Source organism: Brevundimonas vesicularis, assembly GCF_900445985.1.
GTDB classification, from domain to species: Bacteria; Pseudomonadota; Alphaproteobacteria; order Caulobacterales; family Caulobacteraceae; genus Brevundimonas; species Brevundimonas vesicularis_D.
This window is the reverse complement of sequence record NZ_UAQP01000014.1, coordinates 633,504-653,535: the sequence shown is the minus strand read 5'-3', so window position 1 is coordinate 653,535 and position 20,032 is coordinate 633,504. Positions and strand designations below refer to the sequence as shown.

15 protein-coding genes are annotated in these 20,032 nt (G+C 66.5%); 7 read left to right on the top strand and 8 right to left on the bottom strand.

Annotation, left to right across the window (positions count from 1 at the left end):
• Positions 1-58: 58 nt before the first annotated feature.
• Positions 59-1,975 carry a TadE/TadG family type IV pilus assembly protein gene (locus DT343_RS12280; RefSeq protein WP_181669191.1) on the top strand — a complete coding sequence of 639 codons (1,917 nt, stop codon included), beginning with the start codon at positions 59-61 and terminating at the stop codon, positions 1,973-1,975.
• 4 nt (positions 1,976-1,979) lie between these two features.
• Here the strand turns inward: DT343_RS12280 and DT343_RS12275 are convergent, their stop codons facing one another.
• Positions 1,980-2,891 (bottom strand): isopenicillin N synthase family dioxygenase, encoded by a 912-nt coding sequence (locus tag DT343_RS12275; protein ID WP_112863803.1) that lies wholly within the window; start codon positions 2,889-2,891, stop codon positions 1,980-1,982.
• A gap of 226 nt (positions 2,892-3,117) precedes the next feature.
• Here DT343_RS12275 and DT343_RS12270 point away from each other — a divergent pair, with 226 nt between their 5' ends.
• Positions 3,118-3,792, top strand: a complete 675-nt coding sequence (locus tag DT343_RS12270; RefSeq protein WP_045811096.1) for an OmpA family protein — start codon at positions 3,118-3,120, stop codon at positions 3,790-3,792.
• Between the two features lie 190 nt (positions 3,793-3,982).
• Here the strand turns inward: DT343_RS12270 and DT343_RS12265 are convergent, their stop codons facing one another.
• The 3 genes from DT343_RS12265 to DT343_RS12255 all read right to left on the bottom strand — a co-directional run bounded on the left by DT343_RS12265 (position 3,983) and on the right by DT343_RS12255 (position 6,890).
• A complete protein-coding gene (locus DT343_RS12265) occupies positions 3,983-5,140 on the bottom strand; it encodes an OmpA family protein (protein WP_112863116.1) in 1,158 nt (385 codons plus the stop codon).
• 239 nt (positions 5,141-5,379) lie between these two features.
• Entirely contained in the window at positions 5,380-5,847 is a 468-nt protein-coding gene (locus DT343_RS12260) for a MaoC family dehydratase (protein WP_112863115.1), read from the bottom strand.
• Positions 5,848-5,909: 62 nt separating this feature from the next.
• On the bottom strand, positions 5,910-6,890 hold the full coding sequence (locus tag DT343_RS12255; protein ID WP_112863114.1) for a threonine ammonia-lyase: 981 nt from the start codon (positions 6,888-6,890) through the stop codon (positions 5,910-5,912).
• A 38-nt stretch (positions 6,891-6,928) separates the two neighbouring features.
• Between DT343_RS12255 and glpK the strand changes: the two genes are divergently transcribed.
• Together glpK and DT343_RS12245 are read left to right on the top strand one after the other, a co-directional pair.
• Positions 6,929-8,458, top strand: coding sequence for a glycerol kinase GlpK (glpK, locus tag DT343_RS12250; RefSeq protein ID WP_112863113.1), 1,530 nt, complete (start codon positions 6,929-6,931; stop codon positions 8,456-8,458).
• 37 nt (positions 8,459-8,495) lie between these two features.
• A complete protein-coding gene (locus tag DT343_RS12245; protein WP_112863112.1) occupies positions 8,496-9,572 on the top strand; it encodes a phosphotransferase family protein in 1,077 nt (358 codons plus the stop codon).
• On the opposite strand, the gene DT343_RS12240 is transcribed toward DT343_RS12245, so the two are convergent.
• The 4 genes from DT343_RS12240 to DT343_RS12225 form a co-directional block, all read right to left on the bottom strand.
• Complete coding sequence (locus DT343_RS12240; protein ID WP_112863111.1) at positions 9,569-10,324, bottom strand: DUF1223 domain-containing protein; 756 nt, start codon at positions 10,322-10,324, stop codon at positions 9,569-9,571. The two genes, DT343_RS12245 and DT343_RS12240, sit on opposite strands and share 4 nt — an antisense overlap.
• Before the next feature lie 68 nt (positions 10,325-10,392).
• Positions 10,393-12,606, bottom strand: coding sequence for a prolyl oligopeptidase family serine peptidase (locus tag DT343_RS12235; RefSeq protein WP_112863110.1), 2,214 nt, complete (start codon positions 12,604-12,606; stop codon positions 10,393-10,395).
• 151 nt (positions 12,607-12,757) lie between these two features.
• Positions 12,758-14,932 carry a prolyl oligopeptidase family serine peptidase gene (locus tag DT343_RS12230; RefSeq protein WP_112863109.1) on the bottom strand — a complete coding sequence of 725 codons (2,175 nt, stop codon included), beginning with the start codon at positions 14,930-14,932 and terminating at the stop codon, positions 12,758-12,760.
• Positions 14,933-15,032: 100 nt separating this feature from the next.
• Complete coding sequence (locus tag DT343_RS12225; protein ID WP_112863108.1) at positions 15,033-15,827, bottom strand: potassium channel family protein; 795 nt, start codon at positions 15,825-15,827, stop codon at positions 15,033-15,035.
• Positions 15,828-15,867: 40 nt separating this feature from the next.
• Here DT343_RS12225 and dapF point away from each other — a divergent pair, with 40 nt between their 5' ends.
• The 3 genes from dapF to rsmI all read left to right on the top strand — a co-directional run bounded on the left by dapF (position 15,868) and on the right by rsmI (position 20,031).
• Positions 15,868-16,698: a diaminopimelate epimerase gene (gene dapF, locus DT343_RS12220; RefSeq protein WP_181669227.1), complete on the top strand. Its 831-nt coding sequence runs from the start codon at positions 15,868-15,870 to the stop codon at positions 16,696-16,698.
• Between the two features lie 133 nt (positions 16,699-16,831).
• Positions 16,832-19,162 (top strand): NADP-dependent malic enzyme, encoded by a 2,331-nt coding sequence (locus DT343_RS12215; RefSeq protein ID WP_112863107.1) that lies wholly within the window; start codon positions 16,832-16,834, stop codon positions 19,160-19,162.
• On the top strand, positions 19,159-20,031 hold the full coding sequence (gene rsmI, locus DT343_RS12210) for a 16S rRNA (cytidine(1402)-2'-O)-methyltransferase (protein ID WP_181669190.1): 873 nt from the start codon (positions 19,159-19,161) through the stop codon (positions 20,029-20,031). Before DT343_RS12215 ends, rsmI begins: the two co-directional genes overlap by 4 nt.
• Position 20,032 lies beyond the last annotated feature (1 nt).

Below are 20,032 nucleotides of genomic sequence, written 5' to 3'. Positions count from 1 at the left end.
TAACCGCCCGATGGCAATCTGAGCGCTAATCGGGCGGTCCGCGTCCTTTGGGATGGGCATGGTGAAGGTTTCCAATCGGATCGGCAGGGCGGTGAAGGCTCTGCGCATGTTTACGTCGCGCCTCTCGTCGGACCGCGACGGCAATGTCGTGATGATCTTCGCCCTGGTGATGCCGGCGCTGATCATGCTGACCCTGGGCGGCATCGACATCAACCGCGTGACGACGGCGAAGGCCCGCGTTCAGGACGCGCTGGACGCGGCCGCCCTGGCCGCAGCGCGCTCGTCCTACACCGATCCGAAAGACCTGAAGACCGTCGCCCTGGTGGCGCTGAGAGCCAATCTGCGCAACGCCTCGGTGGAGCCGTTCGCCGATGACGCCGTCAAGATCGAGCTGACGGAAGAGCAGATCGTCATCGCCGACATCCAGGTCCAGGTGAAGACGCTGATCGCCAATGTCGTCCTGCCCCCCTACGGCAAGATTCTGGACGACACCCTGCCCGTGAGCGTCCACTCCGAGGTGAATCGATCGTCCAAGGACATCGAGGTCTCGCTGGTGCTCGACATCACCGGCTCGATGGGCAGCAACAATCGGATCGGTGATCTGAAGAACGCCGCGAACCAGCTGATCAAACTGGTCGTTCAGCCGGCCGCGAAACAGACGCCCTACTATTCCCGCATGGCCATTGTGCCCTATTCGATCGGCGTGAACCTGGGTTCTCGCGCCGACGCCGCACGCGGCGCCTCGATCGGATCGACCGACATCACCGGAGCCGCATGGGCGGCGGCGGCGGCCAAGTCGATCTCCGGCATCACGCGGGCTTCGCCGGGCGTCGTGACCGCCAACGGACACGGGCTATCGACCGACGACTACGTCTGGATCAGCGGCGTCAGCGGCATGACCCAGATCAACAACCGCGCCTACAAGGTCGTGCGGATCGACGCCAATCGGGTGTCTCTGCAATATCAATCCGGCGCGAACTGGTATGCGCTGAACACCACCAGCGGCAACGGATACAGCAGCTACAGCTCTGGCGGTCAGATCCGCAAATGCATGCGCTCCGACTGCTTCGTCACCATCACGTCCACCAATCACGGCTTGTCTGAGGACGAGGGTGTGCAGATCACTGGCGTGAACGGCATGACAGCGCTGAATAACAGCAGCGGCCTCTTTGAAGTTTACGAGCGCACATCAAAGGACGCCTTCGTCGTGCCGGTCGGGGGCACAACCTACGCCGACTATTCCAACGGCGGCGCTGTTCAGTGCGGCCGCGACGGATGCGCCAAACGTGTCTTCCGCGATCCGCAATACAATCGCTTGACGGTATTCGACAATACGACCTGCGTCAGCGAACGCGCAGGATCGTCCGCCTATACCGACGCGGCCCCCAGTTCTGCCTACGTCGGCCGAAACTACGCGTCTCCACGCAATCCCTGCCCAGCAGCGACCGTTCAACCACTGACGTCCAATATCGACACCCTGACCAGCCTGGTGAACGGGCTGTCTGTCACAGGCTCGACGGCAGGCCAGATCGGTCTGGCCTGGGGCTGGTACACGGTATCCAATCAGTTCAATGGTTTGTGGTCCTCAAACCCGGCCGCCGCCTATGCGCCGACCAAGGTGCTGAAGGCCGTGATCCTGATGACGGACGGCGAGTTCAACACCCCCTATTGTGGCGGCGTGATCGCTCGCGACGCCGGGTCCGGATCCGGCAATCTCTACGACAAGATCGCCTGCGACGCGACGAACGGCGACCCGTTCGATCAGGCCGCAAAACTGTGCACCGGCATGAAGGCCAAGGGCGTGATCGTCTACACCGTGGGCTTCTCGATCACGCCCGGCAGCGACGCGGCCAACATCCTCAGCACCTGCGCTACCGACAAGGACAAGGCCTTCCTGCCGCAGTCGGGCGCGGACCTGTCCAACGACTTCCAGGCCATCGGACGCGACATCACCCGACTACGGATTTCCCGCTGACGGCCTAGAGCAGGCGGATTTCGCGCAGGCGTTCGGTCAGATAATCCTCGGCCAGGATGGTCTTGCCCGCATAGCGATCGGGATTGTCCGGCGTGATGGCGCTGGCCAGGGTCTCGATCGGGAAGTCCGGGTTGAAGTGCAGGAAGAAGGGCGTCGAATAGCGGGCGAAGCCGCGACGCTCGGGCGCCGGATTGACCACGCGGTGGGTGGTCGATGGCAGAACGTGGTTGGTCAGTCGTTGCAGCATGTCGCCGATATTGACGACCAAGGCGCCGGGCGGCGGCGCGATGTCGAGCCAGCTGCCGTCCTTTTCCTTTAGCTGAAGACCGGCCTCTTCGGCGCCGAGCAACAGGGTGATGACATTGATGTCTTCGTGCGCCCCGGCGCGCACGCCCGGTGCATCGGCCGGAACCGGCGGATAGTGCAGCATGCGCAGGACGCTGTTGCCCATGTCCACCTTGTCGGCGAAGAAGTCGTCGCCCAGCTTCAGATAGCGGGCGATGGCGCGCAGGATCTTGGCGCCAAGCGCATCCAGGTCCTCGAACATGCCATAGAGATGCTCGCGGAAGCCCTCGACCTCGGTCGGCCAGACGTTGTCGCGCATATAGCGGCGATAGGGGTGGCCTTCGGGCAGTTCCCGGCCGACGTGCCAGAACTCCTTCAGATCGACCGTCTTGGCATCCTTGGCCGCCTCGACCCCGAACGGGGTCAGGCCGCGCGCGCCGCCGGTGCCGGGTTGATGATACTGACGCTTCACCTCTTCCGGCAGGGCGAAGAAGGCCTTGGCGTCGTCGATGGCTGCGGTGATGCGCGTCTCGTCCAGACCATGGTCGGCGACGACAGCGAAGCCATAGCGGGAGAAGGACGCGCCCAATGCGTCGCTGAACTCTTGAAAATCGGCGTCGTACTGCGTCATCGAAACCGGCTGAATGGCGCGGTCGGTCGTGTGGTCCGTCTGGGTCACGCTCACGGCGTCGTCCTCGATTTGGGGATGTGCGGCGGTTCCCATACGCCTAATCGGCGGCCTTGTCAGGGTCATGGCGCGTGCGGACGTGGAAGGCATTCATGCCCCGTACAGATTGGAACCTTCACAGTAAGCGCACGTTTCCGCGCCAGATCGCTCAAAAGAAAGGGACTATTCCATGCGCGCCAAGTTCATCGTCGCCAGTGTTTCCATCGCCGCCCTGCTGGGGGCAGCCGCCTGCACCACCACCGACCCCTATCGTTCGGGTCCGGTTCGCAACAACACCGGGACCGGCGCCATCGCGGGTGCGCTGGGTGGCGCGGTTCTTGGCTATCTGACCAACACCTCGAACGGCGAACAGGGCCGCAAGAACGCTTTGATCGGCGCCGGGATCGGCGCGCTGGGCGGCGCGGCGGTCGGCCAGTATATGGATCGCCAGCAGCGCGCGATGGAGGCCGAACTATCCGGCTCCGGCGTCGGCGTCGCCCGTCAGGGAGACTTGCTGGTGCTGCGCATGCCGTCGGACGTGACCTTCGCCACGAACCAGTCCTCCATCGATCCGCGCTTCCTGCCCGTGCTGGACGATGTCGCCCGTGTTCTGCAACAGTACGACCAGTCGACCGTGGACGTGATCGGCCATACCGACTCTTCAGGCGGCGACGCGATCAACCAGCCTCTGTCGGAGCGCCGCGCCAGCAGCGTCGCCTCTGAACTGGTGCGCCGTGGCGTTCTGGCCCAACGCCTCTACGTCGCCGGTAATAGCTCGCGGAATCCGGTGGCCTCGAACGCCACCGCCGAAGGCAAGGCGCAGAACCGCCGCGTCGAAATCCTGATCCGTCCGTTCACCGGCTGATCGGCGTCAAAATCAGAATGCTTGAGGGCGGCGTCGCGAGGCGTCGCCCTTTTCTCTGCGTAGACGCGTCGCGCAGTAGTGAGACGGCGCAAAGAAAAACGCCGCTTCCTGTCGGAAGCGGCGTTCTGTCTTTCGACAACTTCGAAGGTTGAAGCCGATCCGGACGAACCAGATCGGCTCCTGGAAAGTCTTAGAAGTTGATGTCGATGGTCGCGCGGCGGTTGAGCGGTTCGCGCACACCGTCGGCGGTCGGCTTGGCCAGGTTGGTCTCGCCCTTTCCGTCCAGGGCGATCACGCCGCCGTTGACGCCCGAGGCGACCAGCGCGTCCGCGACGGTGCGCGAACGACGGTTGGACAGACCCAGGTTATAGGCGGCCGAACCCGAGGTGTCGGTGTAACCGACGATCAGGACGCGCGTCGGTGCGCCCGACTTGGCGTAGTTGGCGGCCTGCGTCACCACCGAACGGGCTTCCGCGGTCAGGTCCGAGCGATCCCAGTCGAAGTAGACCACGAACTGGCGAGCGACCGGCTTCTGAGCGACCGGCGGCGGGGGCGGCGGGGGCGGCGGGGGCGGAGGAGGCGGGGGCGGCGGCGGCGGCGGCGGCGGCGGGACGTCTTCCGCACCGAAGCTGTAGCGCAGACCCAGGGTCACGGTGTGCGACTGGTCGTAGTCGCCGTCCCATTCGCCGAACTGCGTGGCGCCCACGCCCGTACCGGCCGTCGTCGAGGCGAAGTTGGCGTCGCCCGTCAGGTAGCGGTAGGTCAGGTCGATGTTGGCGCGGTCGCCGATGGCCCAGGCCAGACCGGCGATCGCCTGAGCGGCGAACTTGGTCGAGGTGTCGTCGGCGGCGAAGGTGGCCAGACGGTTGGCGCGCAGGGCGCCGATCGTGTTGGTGTCGACGCGGTTCACACCGGCGCCGAGGCCGACGAACGGACGAACGCCCCAGTATTCGAAGCCGAAGTCATAGATGACGTTGGCCATCAGGGTGGCGGATTCGATGTCGCCTTCGGGCGAGAAGCAGCCGCCCGTCGCCGGGGTCAGGTTGCACAGGCCTTGCGTGCCGGTGACGGCGCGAACCTTGCCGATGTCGCCCGAGCGATAGCCGCCTTCCAGTTCAACGCGCCAGTTCGGGTTGAAGCGGTAGCCGAGGCGAGCGAACGCCGCCCAGCCGTCGTTCACTTCCCAGTTCCAGTTGGCGCCGGTCGTGGACGATTCAGCGTTGATATCGTCGATCATGTGGTAGCCGGCGTCGATGGCGCCGTACCAGCCATTGGGTTCCGCCGACACAGCACCAGCAGACAGGGCCAGGGCGGCCGCTGCGCTGGAGGCCAGCACGAAAGTCTTCATACGCATAGGGGGGTATCCCTCCGCCTCTGTTATAGTAGGGGGCGGGTCTACCGCCTACGCGGGTCTTACCAGCCTTGCCGTATAAGGTCGAGGCGGAAACGTGACGGTATCGATCAGCAGAGGCGAGACCGTGGCGTTGATGATACAGATGAATTTGGCCCCAAGGCACAGAATAGTTAACGTCCAGCCTTCGGCGCGTCACAATCCACGACGGCGCGACACTATAACCTATGCGAGCGTCACGGCTCGATTTTTGGATCGACCATCTGCATCCCGAGCCACTCGGCAATCAGCGCCGGCTTGTCGGCCCCGTCGATCTCGACCGTCAGTTCGTGCTTCAGCAACCAGCGTCCGCCGCCCTTGTCGTCGGCGGAAATGAGTTTGAAACGACCGCGAATGCGTGACCCTGCCGGCACCGGCGCCAGGAACCGTAGTTTGTCGAAGCCGTAATTCACGCCCATGACGACGCCCTCCAGCGGCGCCACCGCATCATAGCTCATGGCCGATGCGAGGCTCAGGGTCAGAAAGCCGTGCGCGATTGTTCCGCCGAACGGCGTCGCCTTGGCGGCTTCGGGATCGACATGGATGAACTGGTGATCTTCGGTGCAATCCGCGAAGGCGTCGATCCGGGCCTGGGTGACATCGAACCATTTCGACACCCCGACCTCCTGTCCGATCAATGCCTGTAGCTCACTCGTCTTGGTCATCGTGCGTTTCCTCTGTGCCTGTGAGGCGAGGTTGGCCGACCCGCGCGATCAAGTGAAGCCCTTCAGCCGCCGAAGCGCCCCTCGATGATCTCGGCGTACAGCGTCGGATCGACGTTGCCGCCTGAAAGCACGATGGCTGTCGTCCGTCCTGTCGTCCCGATCTTTCCGGCAAGCAGGGCCGCGAGCGGGACGGCGCCGCCCGGTTCGAGGACGATCTTGAGATGGCGGAACGCGAACCGCATCGCTTCCGCGACCTCGGCATCCGAGACAGTGATCGCCCCCGCCAGCCGTCGATTGATCGGCCAGGTCAGCATCCCCGGCATCGGCGACATCAGAGCGTCGCAGATCGACGGCGCGCCTTGTGGATGCCCGACCCGCTCCCCGGCCGCCAGCGATCGCGCGGTGTCGTCGAAGGCTTCGGGCTCGACCACGAACACCTTCGTCGCGGGACTGCGTTCAGCCATCACCAGATTGATCCCGGCCATCAACCCGCCGCCGGACGCCCCGCATAGCAGCTGGTCGAAGGGCGCATCCGCCTGATCCAGCATCTCCAGCGCCGTCGTCCCCTGACCCTCGATGATGAAGGGATCATCGAACGGCGGAACCAGGATCGAGCCGCGCTCGGCGGCGATGGCCGCGCCGATGGCCTCGCGGCTTTCGGTCCAGCGGTCGTAGAAGCGCACCTCGCCGCCGAAGCCGATCACGCCTTCGACCTTCACCCTGGGCGAGTCCGACGGCATGACGATGATCGCCGGCGTCCCGACCATGGCGGCGGCAGCGGCGACGCCCTGCGCATGGTTCCCGGACGAGAAGGCGACGACGCCGCGCGCCTTCTCCTCGTCGGTCAGTCGGCTGATGCGGTTGTAGGCGCCGCGAAATTTGAAGGCTCCGGCGCGCTGCAGGCTTTCCGCCTTCATCAGAACCCGCCCGCCGACCGCCGCGTTCAGAGCCGAGCTTTCGAGCAGGGGCGTGCGGACGGCGACTCCGTCAATCTGGCGGGCGGCGTCGAGGACGCCTTCATAGCTGGGCAGGTGCGTCGTCATATGCTCCCCTTAGCCCAAGACGCAGCCGGGAGAGAACCATGAGCCTGATCCTCGCCATCGACCAGGGCACGACCTCGACCCGCGCCATCGCCTTCGAGGTCGCGCCTCAGGCAGCGCGAAGCGCGGTAGGCGAAGAAAAAGGGGACCTGAGGCCCGTCGCGGTCAGCCAGATCGAACTGGCCCAGCATTTCCCCAAATCCGGCTGGGTCGAACATGACGCCGCCGAAATCTGGACCGCGACGCTCCAGACCTGTCGAGAGGTGGTGCGCAAGGCCGGCGGCGTCGCCCGCTTCAACGCCATCGGCATCACTAATCAGCGCGAAACGGCCGTGATCTGGGACGCGGCGACCGGCGAGCCGCTGCATCGCGCCATCGTCTGGCAGGATCGCCGCACCGCCGACGTCACCGCCCGCCTGACCGCCCAGGGCCACGAGCCGATGGTGCAGACCGCGACCGGCCTGATCCTTGATCCCTATTTCTCAGCGACCAAGTTCGCTTGGCTGCTGGATACTGTGCCCGGATCGCGCGAGCGGGCGGCGAAGGGCAAGGTCAAGCTGGGCACGATCGACGCCTGGCTGATCTGGAAACTGACCGGCGGCCGGGTCCACGCCACCGATGCGACCAACGCGTCGCGCACGTCTCTGATGGATCTGAGGACGGTCGAGTGGCGGGACGACCTATGCGCTTTGTTCGACATCCCGCGCGAAGCCCTACCTGACATCGTCCCCTGCGCGGGTGTGATCGGAGAGAGCGATCCGGCGCTGTTTGGCCAGCCTCTGCCCATTGCCGGATCGGCGGGCGACCAGCAGGCGGCCCTTGTCGGGCACGGGGCGCTGAAAGCTGGGGACGCCAAGATCACCTATGGCACCGGCGCCTTTCTGGTCGCCAATGTCGGCGCGGAGCCCGTGGCCTCGACACGGCGTCTGTTGGGCACGCTCGGCTATCAGGCCGACGGCCAGTCCGCCTATGCGCTGGAGGGGTCGATCTTCTCGGCTGGCTCGGCGATCCAGTGGCTGAAAGACGGGGTCGGGCTGATCTCAGAGTCGCGCCAATCGGAGGCGATGGCGCAGACCCTCAATGACAACGGCGGGGTCTATATGGTCCCCGGCTTCACGGGTCTGGGCGCACCATGGTGGGAACCGGAAGCGAGGGGGACCATCGTCGGGCTGACACGGGATTCCGGTCCGGCCCATTTCGTGCGCGCCGCGCTGGAAGCCCTGGCCTATCAGACGCGCGACCTGCTCGACGCCCTGGCCGCCGACGGCGCGCCGCCGCTGAAGACGCTGAAGGTGGACGGCGGCGTCACCGCCAACAGTTTCGCCATGCAGTTTGTCGCCGACATCTGCGAGGTCGAGGTGGAGCGTCCTGCCTTCCAGGAGATGACGGCCCTGGGCGCCGCGCGCCTCGCGGCCCTGGGCGTCGGCCTTTTGCCGGACTTGGAGGCGCGCCCGGCCGAGGCGCCCGCCTGCTGGAAACCACGCATGAAGGCGGACGAGCGCGAGCGTCTGCTTTCCGGCTGGCGTCGCGCGGTGAAGGCCGCCATCATCGCCGCGTCGGACCGGGCGTGAGATCCGGACGGCTCAAGGAAACGATGAGGACTGCCGCATGACCGACGCCGCCCCGCTGGACGCCCAAAGCGCCTTTTCCGGCACGCGCGAGGTCGATCCGCGCTATCGCCTGGACGAGGCGGCGCTGGACGCCTGGATGCGAGCCCACGTCTCGGGATACGCCGGCCCGCTGACGGTGCGACAGTTCAAGGGCGGCCAGTCGAACCCGACCTATGAACTCGTGACGCCCTCGGCCGCCTATGTGCTGCGTCGCAAACCGCCCGGCGTCCTGCTGCCTAGCGCCCATGCCGTGGACCGCGAGTTTCAGGTCATCTCGGCCCTGGCCGCGCAAGGCTTCCCCGTCGCCAAGCCGCATGCCCTATGCCTGGACGAAACCGTCATCGGCTCGATCTTCTATGTGATGGACAAGGTCGAGGGTCGGATCTTCTGGGATTTGAAACTGCCCGGCCTGACGCCCGTCGAGCGGCGCGCCGTCTATGAGGCCCAGACGGACACGCTGGCCCGGCTGCACGCCTTTGATCCGGCCGCCATCGGCCTGGGCGACTACGGCAAGGCCGGCAACTATTTTGCGCGTCAGGTCGGCCGTTGGACCAAGCAGTATCGGGCGTCTGAGACCGAGCCGGTTCCGGCGATGGACCGGCTGATCGCCTTCCTGCCCGAAAGCCTCCCGGCTGAAGGCCCGAGCCGCATCGTCCACGGGGACTTTCGTCTCGACAACATGATCCTCGCGCCGGATCGAGCAGAGGTTCGCGCCGTGCTGGATTGGGAGCTGTCGACCCTGGGCGATCCGATGGCCGACTTCTCCTATCTGCTGATCGCCTGGGCCATTCCGGCTTCGCTGCGCAACGGCCTCGCCGGGGCTGATCTGGAGGCCCTGGGCATCCCGTCCGTGGAGGAGACCGTCGAACACTACGCCGCCGCGACAGGCATGCGGCCCGCCAACCTCGACTGGCTCTACGCGTACAACCTGTTCCGCCTGGCCGCGATCTGCCAGGGCATCGCCGGCCGCGTCCGCGACGGCACGGCCGCCAGCGCCCACGCCAGGACCATGGCGGCCCAGGTCGGTCCGCTCAGCGACGCGGCGTGGGCCTTTGCGAAGCAGGCAGGCGCCTAGTCCCTGACGGCGGCGCCCAGGATGCGCTTGTCCGTCTTGCCTTGCACCAGCACCGCCACGGCCTCGCCGGGGCGGGCGGACGGCAGGGCGTAGAGCATCGGGCGGCCGCGCCATTCGCCCAGGCGCGTCACACCGCGCACGACGTTCATGTGCCGCACGGCCTGGCCGCGGTTCTCGCCCTGGCGGACCTCGACCACCTGAGGGCCGGGCGTATAGGTCACCGCCACCACCTCAGCGCCGCCGACCGGCGCGCGGCCGGAACCGACGCCGACGCCGGCTCCGTTCTCGCGGAATTCGATTTCCGGCGGCCAGGCCTGACGCACCGCCTCCTGATCAATGGCGGTTTCAAGCTCGACGCTGCGGGCGCCTGACACCTGACGTCGGCCGTCGATCACGACCTGGGGCGTCGAGACGCCGCGCTGGCGCAGGGCGGCGCGATAGGCGCGCTGGCGCTGAACGAACTCTGGCCGGGCGAAGGTGTCGGTCCAGCCCAGATAATCCCAGTAGTCGACGCCATAGGTCAGGGCGATGACGCCCGGCTGGGCCGCTGCCTTCTCCACCGCCGCATTCGCCTCGATGCAGCCGCCACAGCCTTGGGCGGTGAACAGTTCGACCACCACCGGCGGGCCGTTGGCCGTCGCATGGCGCGGCGCGAGCAGCGGACGCCCCGCCGCCGGCTGGGCCGCCGAGGCGACGGCTGCAAGGGCGCCCGCCATGACCGTGCCCGCGATGATCCAGCCCTTGGTGTTCATGCCGTCGTTCTTAGCCCTTGGGCTGCAATGGAGCGCCTCATATTCGCGTGAGGCTCTCTCCGATTCATTCAATCCATCAGTTGTTGCGACAGATAGACATAGTGGCGGGCCCAGCGACGGGCGTTGGCGACCGGGTCGGCGTCGTTGGAGTGGCCGCCGGCCGTGTCCTCATAATAGAGGTGGTCATAGCCCATATCCCCCAGGCGCGCAGCGAACTTGCGCGCATGGCCGGGGTGGACGCGGTCGTCGCGTGTGTTGGTGGTCAGATAGACGCGCGGATAGGGCTGGCCCGGACGGAGCTGCTGATAGGCGGAATATTTCGCGATCCACGCGGCTTCTTCCGGGATGCGCGGGTCGCCGTATTCGCCGATCCACGACGCCCCGGCCGGCAGTTCGTGATAGCGCAGCATGTCCACCAGCGGGCTCTCGATCACCGCCGCATTGAACAGTTCAGGGTGCTGGGTGATCGACACCGAGGTCAGGACCCCGCCGTTCGACCGCCCATAGATGCCCAGGCGACGCGGGCTGGTGATCCCGCGCTGTTCCAGATCGCGCGCTACGGCGGCGAAGTCGTCAAAGGCCTTCTGACGATCGCCGTCCAAGGCCGCCTGGTGCCAGTCGGGGCCGAACTCGCCGCCGCCGCGGATGTTGGCCTGCACGAAGACGCCGCCCCGCTCAAGCCACAGCTTGCCCATCTCGGGCTTGTAGGCCGGGTTGAGACTGACCTGGAAACCGCCATAGCCAAGCATGACGGTCGGGTTGGACCCGTCCAGCTTCATGTCGCGCGGGCGGGTGACGAAATAGGGGATCTTGGTCCCGTCGGTCGAGGTCGCCTCGAACTGTTCGGTCACGTCGCACGACGCGTCGAACTTGGCTGGCGCTGACTTCAGCGGGGTCAGGGTCGCGGCGCCCGCATCGGCCAGGCTTAGGGTTGGCGGAACGAGGAAGCCCTGGGTCGAGACGAAGACCTCGCCGCGTGATTTGGACGAGTCGCCGAGACCGACCGCGAGGTTGTCGGGGACCGTGATGTCCTGACGGCTCCAGCCGCGCTCGCCGTTCGAACGGAAGACGCCAGCACGTCCACGCACATTGTCCGTGTAGGAAACGACCACGCGATCCGACAGAACGCGAACGTCGCCTACAGCCTGACGCGCGTCAGGCGAGAAGATCAGCGGCGCGGCGTTGCTGACAACCGTCTCGCCGTCGGCCCGCGCCTGCAGCACCTCCAACGGCATCGACAGCAGGTCGCCGCCCTTGAACGCCGTCCCGCCGGTCAGGCTCCAGTTCTCTTCCGGCGAGAAGATCAGGGCGTCGTTCAGGACGCCATAGACCGAGACGCGGGCGGGCAGCCTAAGCTGGGTCGTCTTGCCGTCGTGCGCCAACTGCCATGTCTCGGACCGGAAGGTGTCCAGCGGACGGGTGATGATGACGGCCGTCACCTTGCCGTCCTTGGCGCGATAGACGGCGGGGCTCACGCCGTATCCGCCGTCGCCCTGTTCGCCGCGATAGACCTCGGTCGCCTGGGCCAGGGTCTGACCGCGCTTCAGCGTCTTGACGATGAAGGGATAGCCGGACTCCGTCATGGTGCCCGCGCCGAAATCGGTGGCGACCAGAAGCGTGTCGCGGTCCAGCCATTCGATGCGGTGCTTGCCTTCGGGCAGGCTGAACCCGCCGTCCACGAAACGCTTGGTCGTCAGGTCGAACTCGCGCACGACCACCGCGTCCTTGCCGCCGTCGGACAGATTGATCAGGCAGCGGGTGTCGTCCGGCGCCAGGCAGCCGGCGCCTTTGAACACCCAGTCTTTGCCCTCCGCCTTGGACAGGGCGTCGATGTCCAGCAGCGTCTCCCATTGCGGCGTTGCGGTCCGGTAGCTGGCCAGCGTCGTGCGACGCCAGACGCCCTTGGGATTGGTCGCGTCCTGCCAAAAGTTGCCGATGCCGTCGCCCAGGAAGGACGGGCTGGGGATGCGATCGGTCGCCGTCAGGATCGCCTGGGCCTCGGCGCGGAAGGTTTCGTAGCGCGGGTCGCCGGTCAGGACGGCGAGAGACTTGCGGTTCTCCTCAGCGACAAAGGCCATCGCCTCTGCCCCGTCCACCTGCTCCAGCGCCAAATGATCGTCCGCCGCCGCGACGCCCGCCGGGGTCAGGTCGCGGGGGAAGTGAGGCGGAGGGCTGTCGTTGGTCGAGACCATGATTGCATCGCCGCCGGTCGCGACCGGTGCCGTTGCGCAAGCGCCCATGAGAAGAGCCGGGATGGCGGCGGACAGGATCAGGTGACGCATGGCTTCAAAACTTTCCGCTCATCCCCGCGAAAGCGGGGACCCAGACCTTTGGGCGTTCGGCGTCGCCCGTTCGTACTGAATCTGATCCCAGTCGCCGAACCTTGCGAAAGCACTGGGTCCCCGCTTTCGCGGGGATGAGCGGAACCAGAGACTATTCCTGCGCCGGCGTGTCCATCAGGCGGCGCGACAGATAGGTGTATTCCAACGCCAGGCGACGCGCGGTTTCGCGCAGGTTCGCCCCGGCTGCGTGGCCGCCATCGACGTTTTCGTAGAACAGGACCGGATAGCCCAGCTCCTCAAGCCGCGCCGCCGCCTTGCGGGCATGGCTCGGATGGACGCGGTCGTCCTTGGTCGAGGTATGGATGAAGACTTCCGGGTAGGGCTGGCCCGCACGCAGGTTCTGATACGGCGAATATTGCTGAATCCAGGCGCGCTGCTCGGGGATGTCCGGGTTGCCGTATTCGCCGATCCACGAGGCTCCGGCCAGCAACTTGTGGAAGCGCAGCATGTCGAACAGCGGCACCTGGATGACGGCGGCGTTGATCAGGTCGGGTCGCTGGGTCAGCATCGCGCCCATGAACAGGCCGCCTTGCGAGCCGCCCATGATGCCCAGCTTGGGCTGGCTGGTGATGTCACGGGCGATCAGGTCCAAGGCCACGGCCTGAAAATCCTCATGCGCGCGCTGGCGGTTCTGTTGCAGGGCCGCCTCGTGCCAGCGCGGTCCGAACTCGCCGCCGCCACGCGTATTGGCGATGACATAGACGCCGCCCCGCTCCAGCCACAGCTTGCCGACCGTCGCCGAATAGCCGGGCAGCAGCGAGCTTTCGAACCCGCCATAGCCGTACAGCAGCGTGGGGTTGGAGCCATCCAGCGGCATGTCCGCCTTGTGCACCACGAAATAGGGGATCATCGTCCCGTCGGCCGAACGGGCCTCGTGCTGTTCGACCGTCATGCCGGCGGCGTCGAACTTGGCCGGCATCGACTTGACCTGATCGACCGCGCCGGTCGCGGCATCCGCCAGCCACAGGCTGGACGGGGTCAGATAGCCGGTGACGCTGACAAAGACCTTGTCGTCCCTCTCCGAGGCCGAACCGACGCCGACCGAGACGTTCTGGGGCAGGTCCAGCGTCGTGTGCGCCCATTCGCCCTGACCGGGGGTGTAAACCCGCACCGAACCGCGCACATTGTCGTACAGGGCCACGACCAGCCTGTTGCGCGTGACGTTGACGCCCTCGATGGCCTGACGCTCGGTCGGACGCAGCACCAGCTGAGCCGGGGTCGCTTGGTCGGCCAGCCAAGCCTCCAGCGGCCAGGCGATCAGGTCGCCGGTCTTGAAATCCTGACCCGACGGCGCGGTCCAATCCTGTTTCAGCGACACCAGAAGCTGGCCCTGGACCAGGCCGGTGATGTCCGACTTGGCCGGCAGCTGAAGCTGGGTCAGGGCGCCGTCGTCACCCAGGCGCCAGGTCTCGGACGAATAGAAGTCCACCGAACGGTTGATCAGCGTCGCCTTCACCACCCCGTCGGCGTCGCGCAGCGTATAGCCGGACACCGACACGTCGGTCGGCTGGCCAGTGAACAGGGTCTCGGCCTGGTCGGGCGTCTGGCCGCGCTTCATCCGCTTGACCACCATCGGATAGCCCGAGTTGGTCAGGGTGCCGGGACCGAAGTCGCGCGAGATCAGCAGGGTGTCCTTGTCGATCCAGGATGCGCCGCCCTTGGATTCCGGCAGGGTGATGCCGCCGTCGACGAACTTGCGCTCGACCGTGTCGAACTCGCGCAGGGTCACCGCGTCCTTGCCGCCGTTCGACAGGCTGATCAGGCAATAGCGTTCTTCGGGCTGAAGGCAGGTCGAACCCTTGTAGACCCAGTTCTGGCCCTCGGCCGCCGCCAGGGCGTCGATGTCGAGGATGGTCTGCCACTCGGGCGTGGCGGTGCGATAGCTGTCCAGCGTCGTGCGGCGCCACAGCCCGCGCACATGCTGGGCGTCCTGCCAGAAGTTGTCGATATGGCCGTCGTGGGTGAAGCCTGGCGACGGGATGCGGTCCTGGGCCTGGACGATCTCCAGCGCCTGCTGATGCAGAGTTTCGTAACGGGGATCGCCCTGCAGGACGGCGAAGGTGCGTTCGTTGTGGGCCTTGACCCACTCCATCGCCCGCTCGCCCTCAACCTCTTCGAGCCACAGATAGGGGTCGGTCGCGTCGCTGGTCGCGAAACCGCCAGATGCGGGGGCGGGTGAGGAGGCTGGGGTCTGGGCCATGGATACCGAGGTCAGGCTGGTGGAGGCGAGAAGCGTCGCAAGCGCGACGGCGGAAGCACGGATCATGGACAGGTCCCCGAAAACGAAGCCGGCACCTTAACGACGCCTTCCCGTGCGGCAAGCCGTGCGACCTTACCGTTTTGTCACACCGGCGGAACGCGCCGCATCATCCCTCGTCGGGAATGCAAAGCAGATTGCCGCACGCCTTGCAGTGGACGGCGTCGGGGTCGTGGTTCTGCAGGCCGCAGCGATCGCAGGGAAAATGCACCTTGTGCGGTCGGATCAGGGCCTGGGCGAGGCGCAGGAACAGGGTGATGCCGACCAGCATGACGGCTATGGACAACAACCGCCCCCACGGCCCCGGCAGGGTGACGTCGCCAAATCCGGTCGTCGTCAGGGTGGCCACTGTGAAATACAGCGCATCCACATAGCCGGCGATGCCGTCATGCCCCCTGAAGGTCGCATAGACGAAGCCGGTCGCCACGAAGACGAAGGTGATCAGATTGGCCAGGGCGCGCGCGATCCCTTCAACCCGCGTATCGTCGAACCGCGCCCCCACGGTGCGCCAGAAAAAGTCCGAGTTCAGCAGGGTCCACAGCCGCAGCATCCGCAGGAAGCCGAGATTGAACAGCCAGGCCGGAAACAGCAGGGTCGCCAGCACGAACAGGTCGACCCAGACGATCGGCCGCTTCAGCCAATCCTTGATGTTGGCATAGGCATAGGCCCGCGCGGCCAGGTCCAGGGCCAGGATGGCGGCGATGAAATAGTCCAGCGCATAGAAGGCCCAGCCCATGTTCTTCAGGATGGGCGCCGCAAGGAAAAAGCCGATGATCGCCAGGTCGATCACGATGACGGTCAAGCGGAACCGCACCGCCGGCGGTTGACTGCCGTGATACAGGTAGCGCAGCCGGGCGCGCAGTCGCAGGCCGTTGTCCTTGGGGTCGGTTTCGGTCTGGGACACGCTGGTTTCCGCGACGCTGGGTTGGGCCTATATGGCCTGCATGACCCGTCCTTTCGTCAAGATGAACGGCGCCGGCAATGACTTCGTCGTCGTCAATGCGCTGGAACAGCCGTTCGCTCCCGGCGAGGACCAGATTCGTGCGCTGGGCGACCGCCAGACGGGCGAAGGCTTCGACCAGCTGATCGCCATCGAACCGTCAGACACGGCCGACGCCTTCATGCGGGTGTGGAACGCCGATGGATCGATGGTGGAGACCTGCGGCAACGCCCTGCGCTGCGTTGGCTGGCTGTTGATGCAGGCGACCGCGTCGGACCGCGTGGTGATCGACACGGCGGGCGGCCCGACGACGGCGACGCGCGCCGGCGACCACCGTGTGACCGTGGACATGGGCAAGCCTCGCCTGGACTGGACCCAGGTGCCGCTGGCCGAAGAAATGGACACGCGAGGGATCGAGCTTCAGGTCGGGCCGATCGACGCGCCGCTCCTGCACACGCCCGGCGCCGTCTCCATGGGCAATCCGCACGTGGTCTTCTTCACCGACCGCCAGGACGACGGCTTCGTCACCGGATCCGGCTCGCTGGTCGAGCATCACCCGCTGTTCCCGCAAGGGGTCAATGTCGGCTTCGCAAACGTGCTGGACCGAGACTACATCCGTCTCCGGGTTTGGGAGCGTGGGGCCGGCCTGACCAAGGCCTGCGGCACCGGCGCCTGCGCCGCCCTGGTCGCCACCGCGCGGCGCGGCCTGACCGAGCGCAAGGCGACGGTGGTCGTCGATGGCGGCGAACTGGTCATCGACTGGGATGCGGAAACCGATCACGTCCTGATGACCGGGCCGGTCGAGATCGAACGGACGGGCGTGCTGTCGATCTGACGGCGGTGACGCTGACGCGCAGGTAAGGCTCCGGGCCGATTGCTAAGGCTTCCTCCGCGTCAAGGGTTGGCGCGGCCCGTCCCAGCCTCTAGGACACGAACGGTTACAGCCACGCCGACGCCCTGGACGACCGATGCCCGATCAGACCGAAAAGCAAACCTTCTCCGACGACGAAGCGCTGGACTTCCACCGCATCCCGACGCCGGGCAAGATCTCCATGGCGCCGACCAAGCCGATGGCGACCCAGCGCGACCTGTCGCTGGCCTATTCGCCGGGCGTGGCCGTGCCGGTCCTGGCCATCGCCGCCGATGCGGACAAGGCCTACGACTACACCTCCAAGGGCAACCTGGTCGCCGTCATCTCGAACGGCACCGCGATCCTGGGCCTGGGCAACCTGGGTCACATGGCCTCCAAGCCGGTCATGGAGGGCAAGTCGGTCCTGTTCAAACGGTTCGCAGACGTCGACAGCTTCGACGTCGAAGTGAAAACTACCGACCCGGACGAGTTCATCACGGTCGTCAAGAACATCGGCGACACCTGGGGCGGCATCAATCTGGAGGACATCAAGTCCCCCGAATGCTTCGTCATCGAAAGCGAGCTTCAGGATCTGCTGGACATCCCCGTCTTCCATGACGACCAGCACGGCACCGCCATCATCTCGACCGCCGGCCTGATCAACGCCGTGCATATCGCCGGCAAGAAGCTGGAAGAGATCAAGGTCGTTCTGGCCGGCGCCGGGGCGGCGGGCCTGTCCTCCATCGCCCTGATGAAGGCGGCGGGCGTCAAGGCCGAGAACACCGTGATCTGCGACCGCGACGGCGTCGTCTACAAGGGTCGCGACCACGGCATGGACCAGTGGAAGGCCGCCCACGCCACCGATACGCCGCTGCGCACCCTGGCCGAGGCCATGGTCGGCGCCGACGTGGTGCTGGGCCTATCCGCCAAGGGCGCGATCACCAAGGAGATGGTCGCGTCGATGGCGCCCAATCCGATCATCTTCGCCATGGCCAACCCTGACCCCGAGATCACGCCCGAGGACGTCAAGTCGGTGCGCTCAGACGCCATTATCGCCACGGGCCGCTCGGACTATGTGAACCAGGTCAACAACGTCCTGGCCTTCCCCTATCTGTTCCGCGGCGCGCTGGACGTGCGCGCGCGCCGCGTGAACCACGAGATGAAGATCGCCTGCGCCCAGGCCCTGGCCGCCCTGGCGCGCGAAGACGTGCCGGACGAGGTCGCCGCCGCCTATCGCGGACGCAAGCTTAAGTTCGGCCCGGACTACATCATCCCGACGCCCTTTGACCCGCGCCTGATCTGGTACATTCCGCCCTTCATCGCCCAGGCGGCGATGGACACCGGCGTGGCCCGCGTCCAGATCGAGGACATGGACGCCTATCGTCACGCGCTGCGTTCGCGCGTCGATCCGTCCGCCGCCCTGATGCAGAAGATCAGCTCGGCCGTGCGCGGCGGGCCGAACAAGCGCGTCGTCTTCGCCGAGGGCGAAGAACCCGCCGTCATCCGCGCCGCCTGGGGCTTCAAACAGGCCGACCTGGGCACGCCGATCCTGGTCGGCCGCGAGGATCTGATCCGTCAGAACGCCGCAGAGGCCGGTCTGAACTTCGACGAGCTGGGCATCGAGATCACCAACGCCCGCGTCTCCGACCACAATGTCGAGGACACCGACTGGCTGTACGAAAAGCTGCAGCGCCGGGGCTATCTGCGCCGAGACGTGCAGCGGATGATCAATCAGGACCGCAACTATTTCGCCGCCACCCTGGTCGCCAAGGGCCGGGCAGACGCCATGGTCGCGGGCGTGACCCGCAACTTCAACATGGCGCTGAAGGAGGTCCAGCGCGTGCTGGACGTGGACGACACCCTGATCGGCCTGTCAATCCTGCTGGCCAAGGGCCGCACCCTGTTCGTCGCCGACACCACCATCCACGAACTGCCGAACGCCGAGGAGTTGGCCGACATCGCCGTCAAGGCGGCCGATACGGTCAGGAAGCTGGGTCGCAATCCGCGCGTGGCCTTCCTGTCCTATTCCACCTTCGGCAACCCGCCCGGCGACCGCGCCGAGAAGGTGCGCGAGGCGATCCGCATCCTGGACAAGAAGGGCGTCGATTTCGAATACGAAGGCGAAATGCCGCCGGAAGTCGCGCTGGATCCCAAGGGGCATTCGGCCTACGCCTTCAACCGCCTGACCAAGCCGGCCAACGTCCTGGTCATGCCCGCCATCCATTCGGCCGCCATCTCGACCAAGCTGGTTCAGGCCCTGGGCGGCGCGACCGTGATCGGACCGTTGCTGGTCGGTCTGGAGAAGCCGGTGCAGATCGTCAGCTTGGGCGCCTCGGTCAGCGAGATCATCACCGCCGCCACCTTCGCCGCCTATGACGCCGGTCCCGCCTTCCAGGGCTCGGGCCTGACCTCGGCGCCGCGTCCCCCCGCGGCCGTGGTCGAGCGTTGAGCGAACCTTCGCCCTTTCCACCCGCCGCCCCGCCGCCCCGGCGGGTGGAGCCGGGCCTCTATCTGGTCGCCACCCCGATCGGCAACCTGCGCGACATGACGCTGAGGGCGCTGGACGTGCTGGCCGCCGCCGATCTGGTGCTGGCCGAGGACACTCGCGTCACCGCTAAACTTCTGAGCGCCTATGGTCTGAAGGCGAAGCTGGAACGGTGCGACGACCATGCGTCCGGCCGCGCCGCCGAACAGGCGATCGAACGGCTGCGTGAGGGTCAGGTGGTGGCCCTGGTTTCGGATGCGGGCACGCCTCTGGTCAGCGACCCCGGCTTCGTCGTCGCCCGCGCGGTGATCGCCGAGGGCCTGCCCGTCCATCCGATCCCCGGCGCCTCGAGCCTGCTGGCCGCCCTGTGCATCGCCGGCCTGCCGGCCGACCGGGTGCTGTTCGCCGGCTTCCTGCCGCCCAAGACGGCCGGCCGCACCGCCGCGCTGGACGGCTTGAAGGGTCAGCGCCAGACCCTGGTCTTCTTCGAAAGCGGGCCGCGCCTGAAGGACAGCCTGACCGATATGGCCGCCGTGCTGGGTCCGCGCCCCGCCGCCGTCGCCCGCGAGCTGACCAAACTCTATGAACAGTGCGTGCGCGGGACGCTGAACGACTTGGCCGTCGATCCGCGCCTGGACAGTCCCAAGGGCGAGATCGTCGTGGTGGTCGGCCCCGGCGAAGAGATCCAGGCGACCGAAGCCGACGCGGACGCCGCCCTGATCGACGCTCTTCAGACCCTGTCCACCGGCGACGCCGCCTCCGAGGTGGCCAAGGCCCTGGGGCTGAACCGAAAGACCCTATATCGCCGGGCGCTGGAGCTGAAGGGCAAGTGAA

Excerpts from the sequence above, each read along its gene's own strand:
- DT343_RS12280 (WP_181669191.1), top strand. The coding sequence starts at position 59 with ATGGTGAAGGTTTCCAATCGGATCGGCAGGGCGGTGAAGGCTCTGCGC.
- DT343_RS12275 (WP_112863803.1), bottom strand. The coding sequence starts at position 2,891 with ATGACGCAGTACGACGCCGATTTTCAAGAGTTCAGCGACGCATTGGGC.
- DT343_RS12270 (WP_045811096.1), top strand. The coding sequence starts at position 3,118 with ATGCGCGCCAAGTTCATCGTCGCCAGTGTTTCCATCGCCGCCCTGCTG.
- DT343_RS12265 (WP_112863116.1), bottom strand. The coding sequence starts at position 5,140 with ATGAAGACTTTCGTGCTGGCCTCCAGCGCAGCGGCCGCCCTGGCCCTG.
- DT343_RS12260 (WP_112863115.1), bottom strand. The coding sequence starts at position 5,847 with ATGACCAAGACGAGTGAGCTACAGGCATTGATCGGACAGGAGGTCGGG.
- DT343_RS12255 (WP_112863114.1), bottom strand. The coding sequence starts at position 6,890 with ATGACGACGCACCTGCCCAGCTATGAAGGCGTCCTCGACGCCGCCCGC.
- glpK (WP_112863113.1), top strand. The coding sequence starts at position 6,929 with ATGAGCCTGATCCTCGCCATCGACCAGGGCACGACCTCGACCCGCGCC.
- DT343_RS12245 (WP_112863112.1), top strand. The coding sequence starts at position 8,496 with ATGACCGACGCCGCCCCGCTGGACGCCCAAAGCGCCTTTTCCGGCACG.
- DT343_RS12240 (WP_112863111.1), bottom strand. The coding sequence starts at position 10,324 with ATGAACACCAAGGGCTGGATCATCGCGGGCACGGTCATGGCGGGCGCC.
- DT343_RS12235 (WP_112863110.1), bottom strand. The coding sequence starts at position 12,606 with ATGCGTCACCTGATCCTGTCCGCCGCCATCCCGGCTCTTCTCATGGGC.
- DT343_RS12230 (WP_112863109.1), bottom strand. The coding sequence starts at position 14,932 with ATGATCCGTGCTTCCGCCGTCGCGCTTGCGACGCTTCTCGCCTCCACC.
- dapF (WP_181669227.1), top strand. The coding sequence starts at position 15,868 with ATGACCCGTCCTTTCGTCAAGATGAACGGCGCCGGCAATGACTTCGTC.
- DT343_RS12215 (WP_112863107.1), top strand. The coding sequence starts at position 16,832 with ATGCCCGATCAGACCGAAAAGCAAACCTTCTCCGACGACGAAGCGCTG.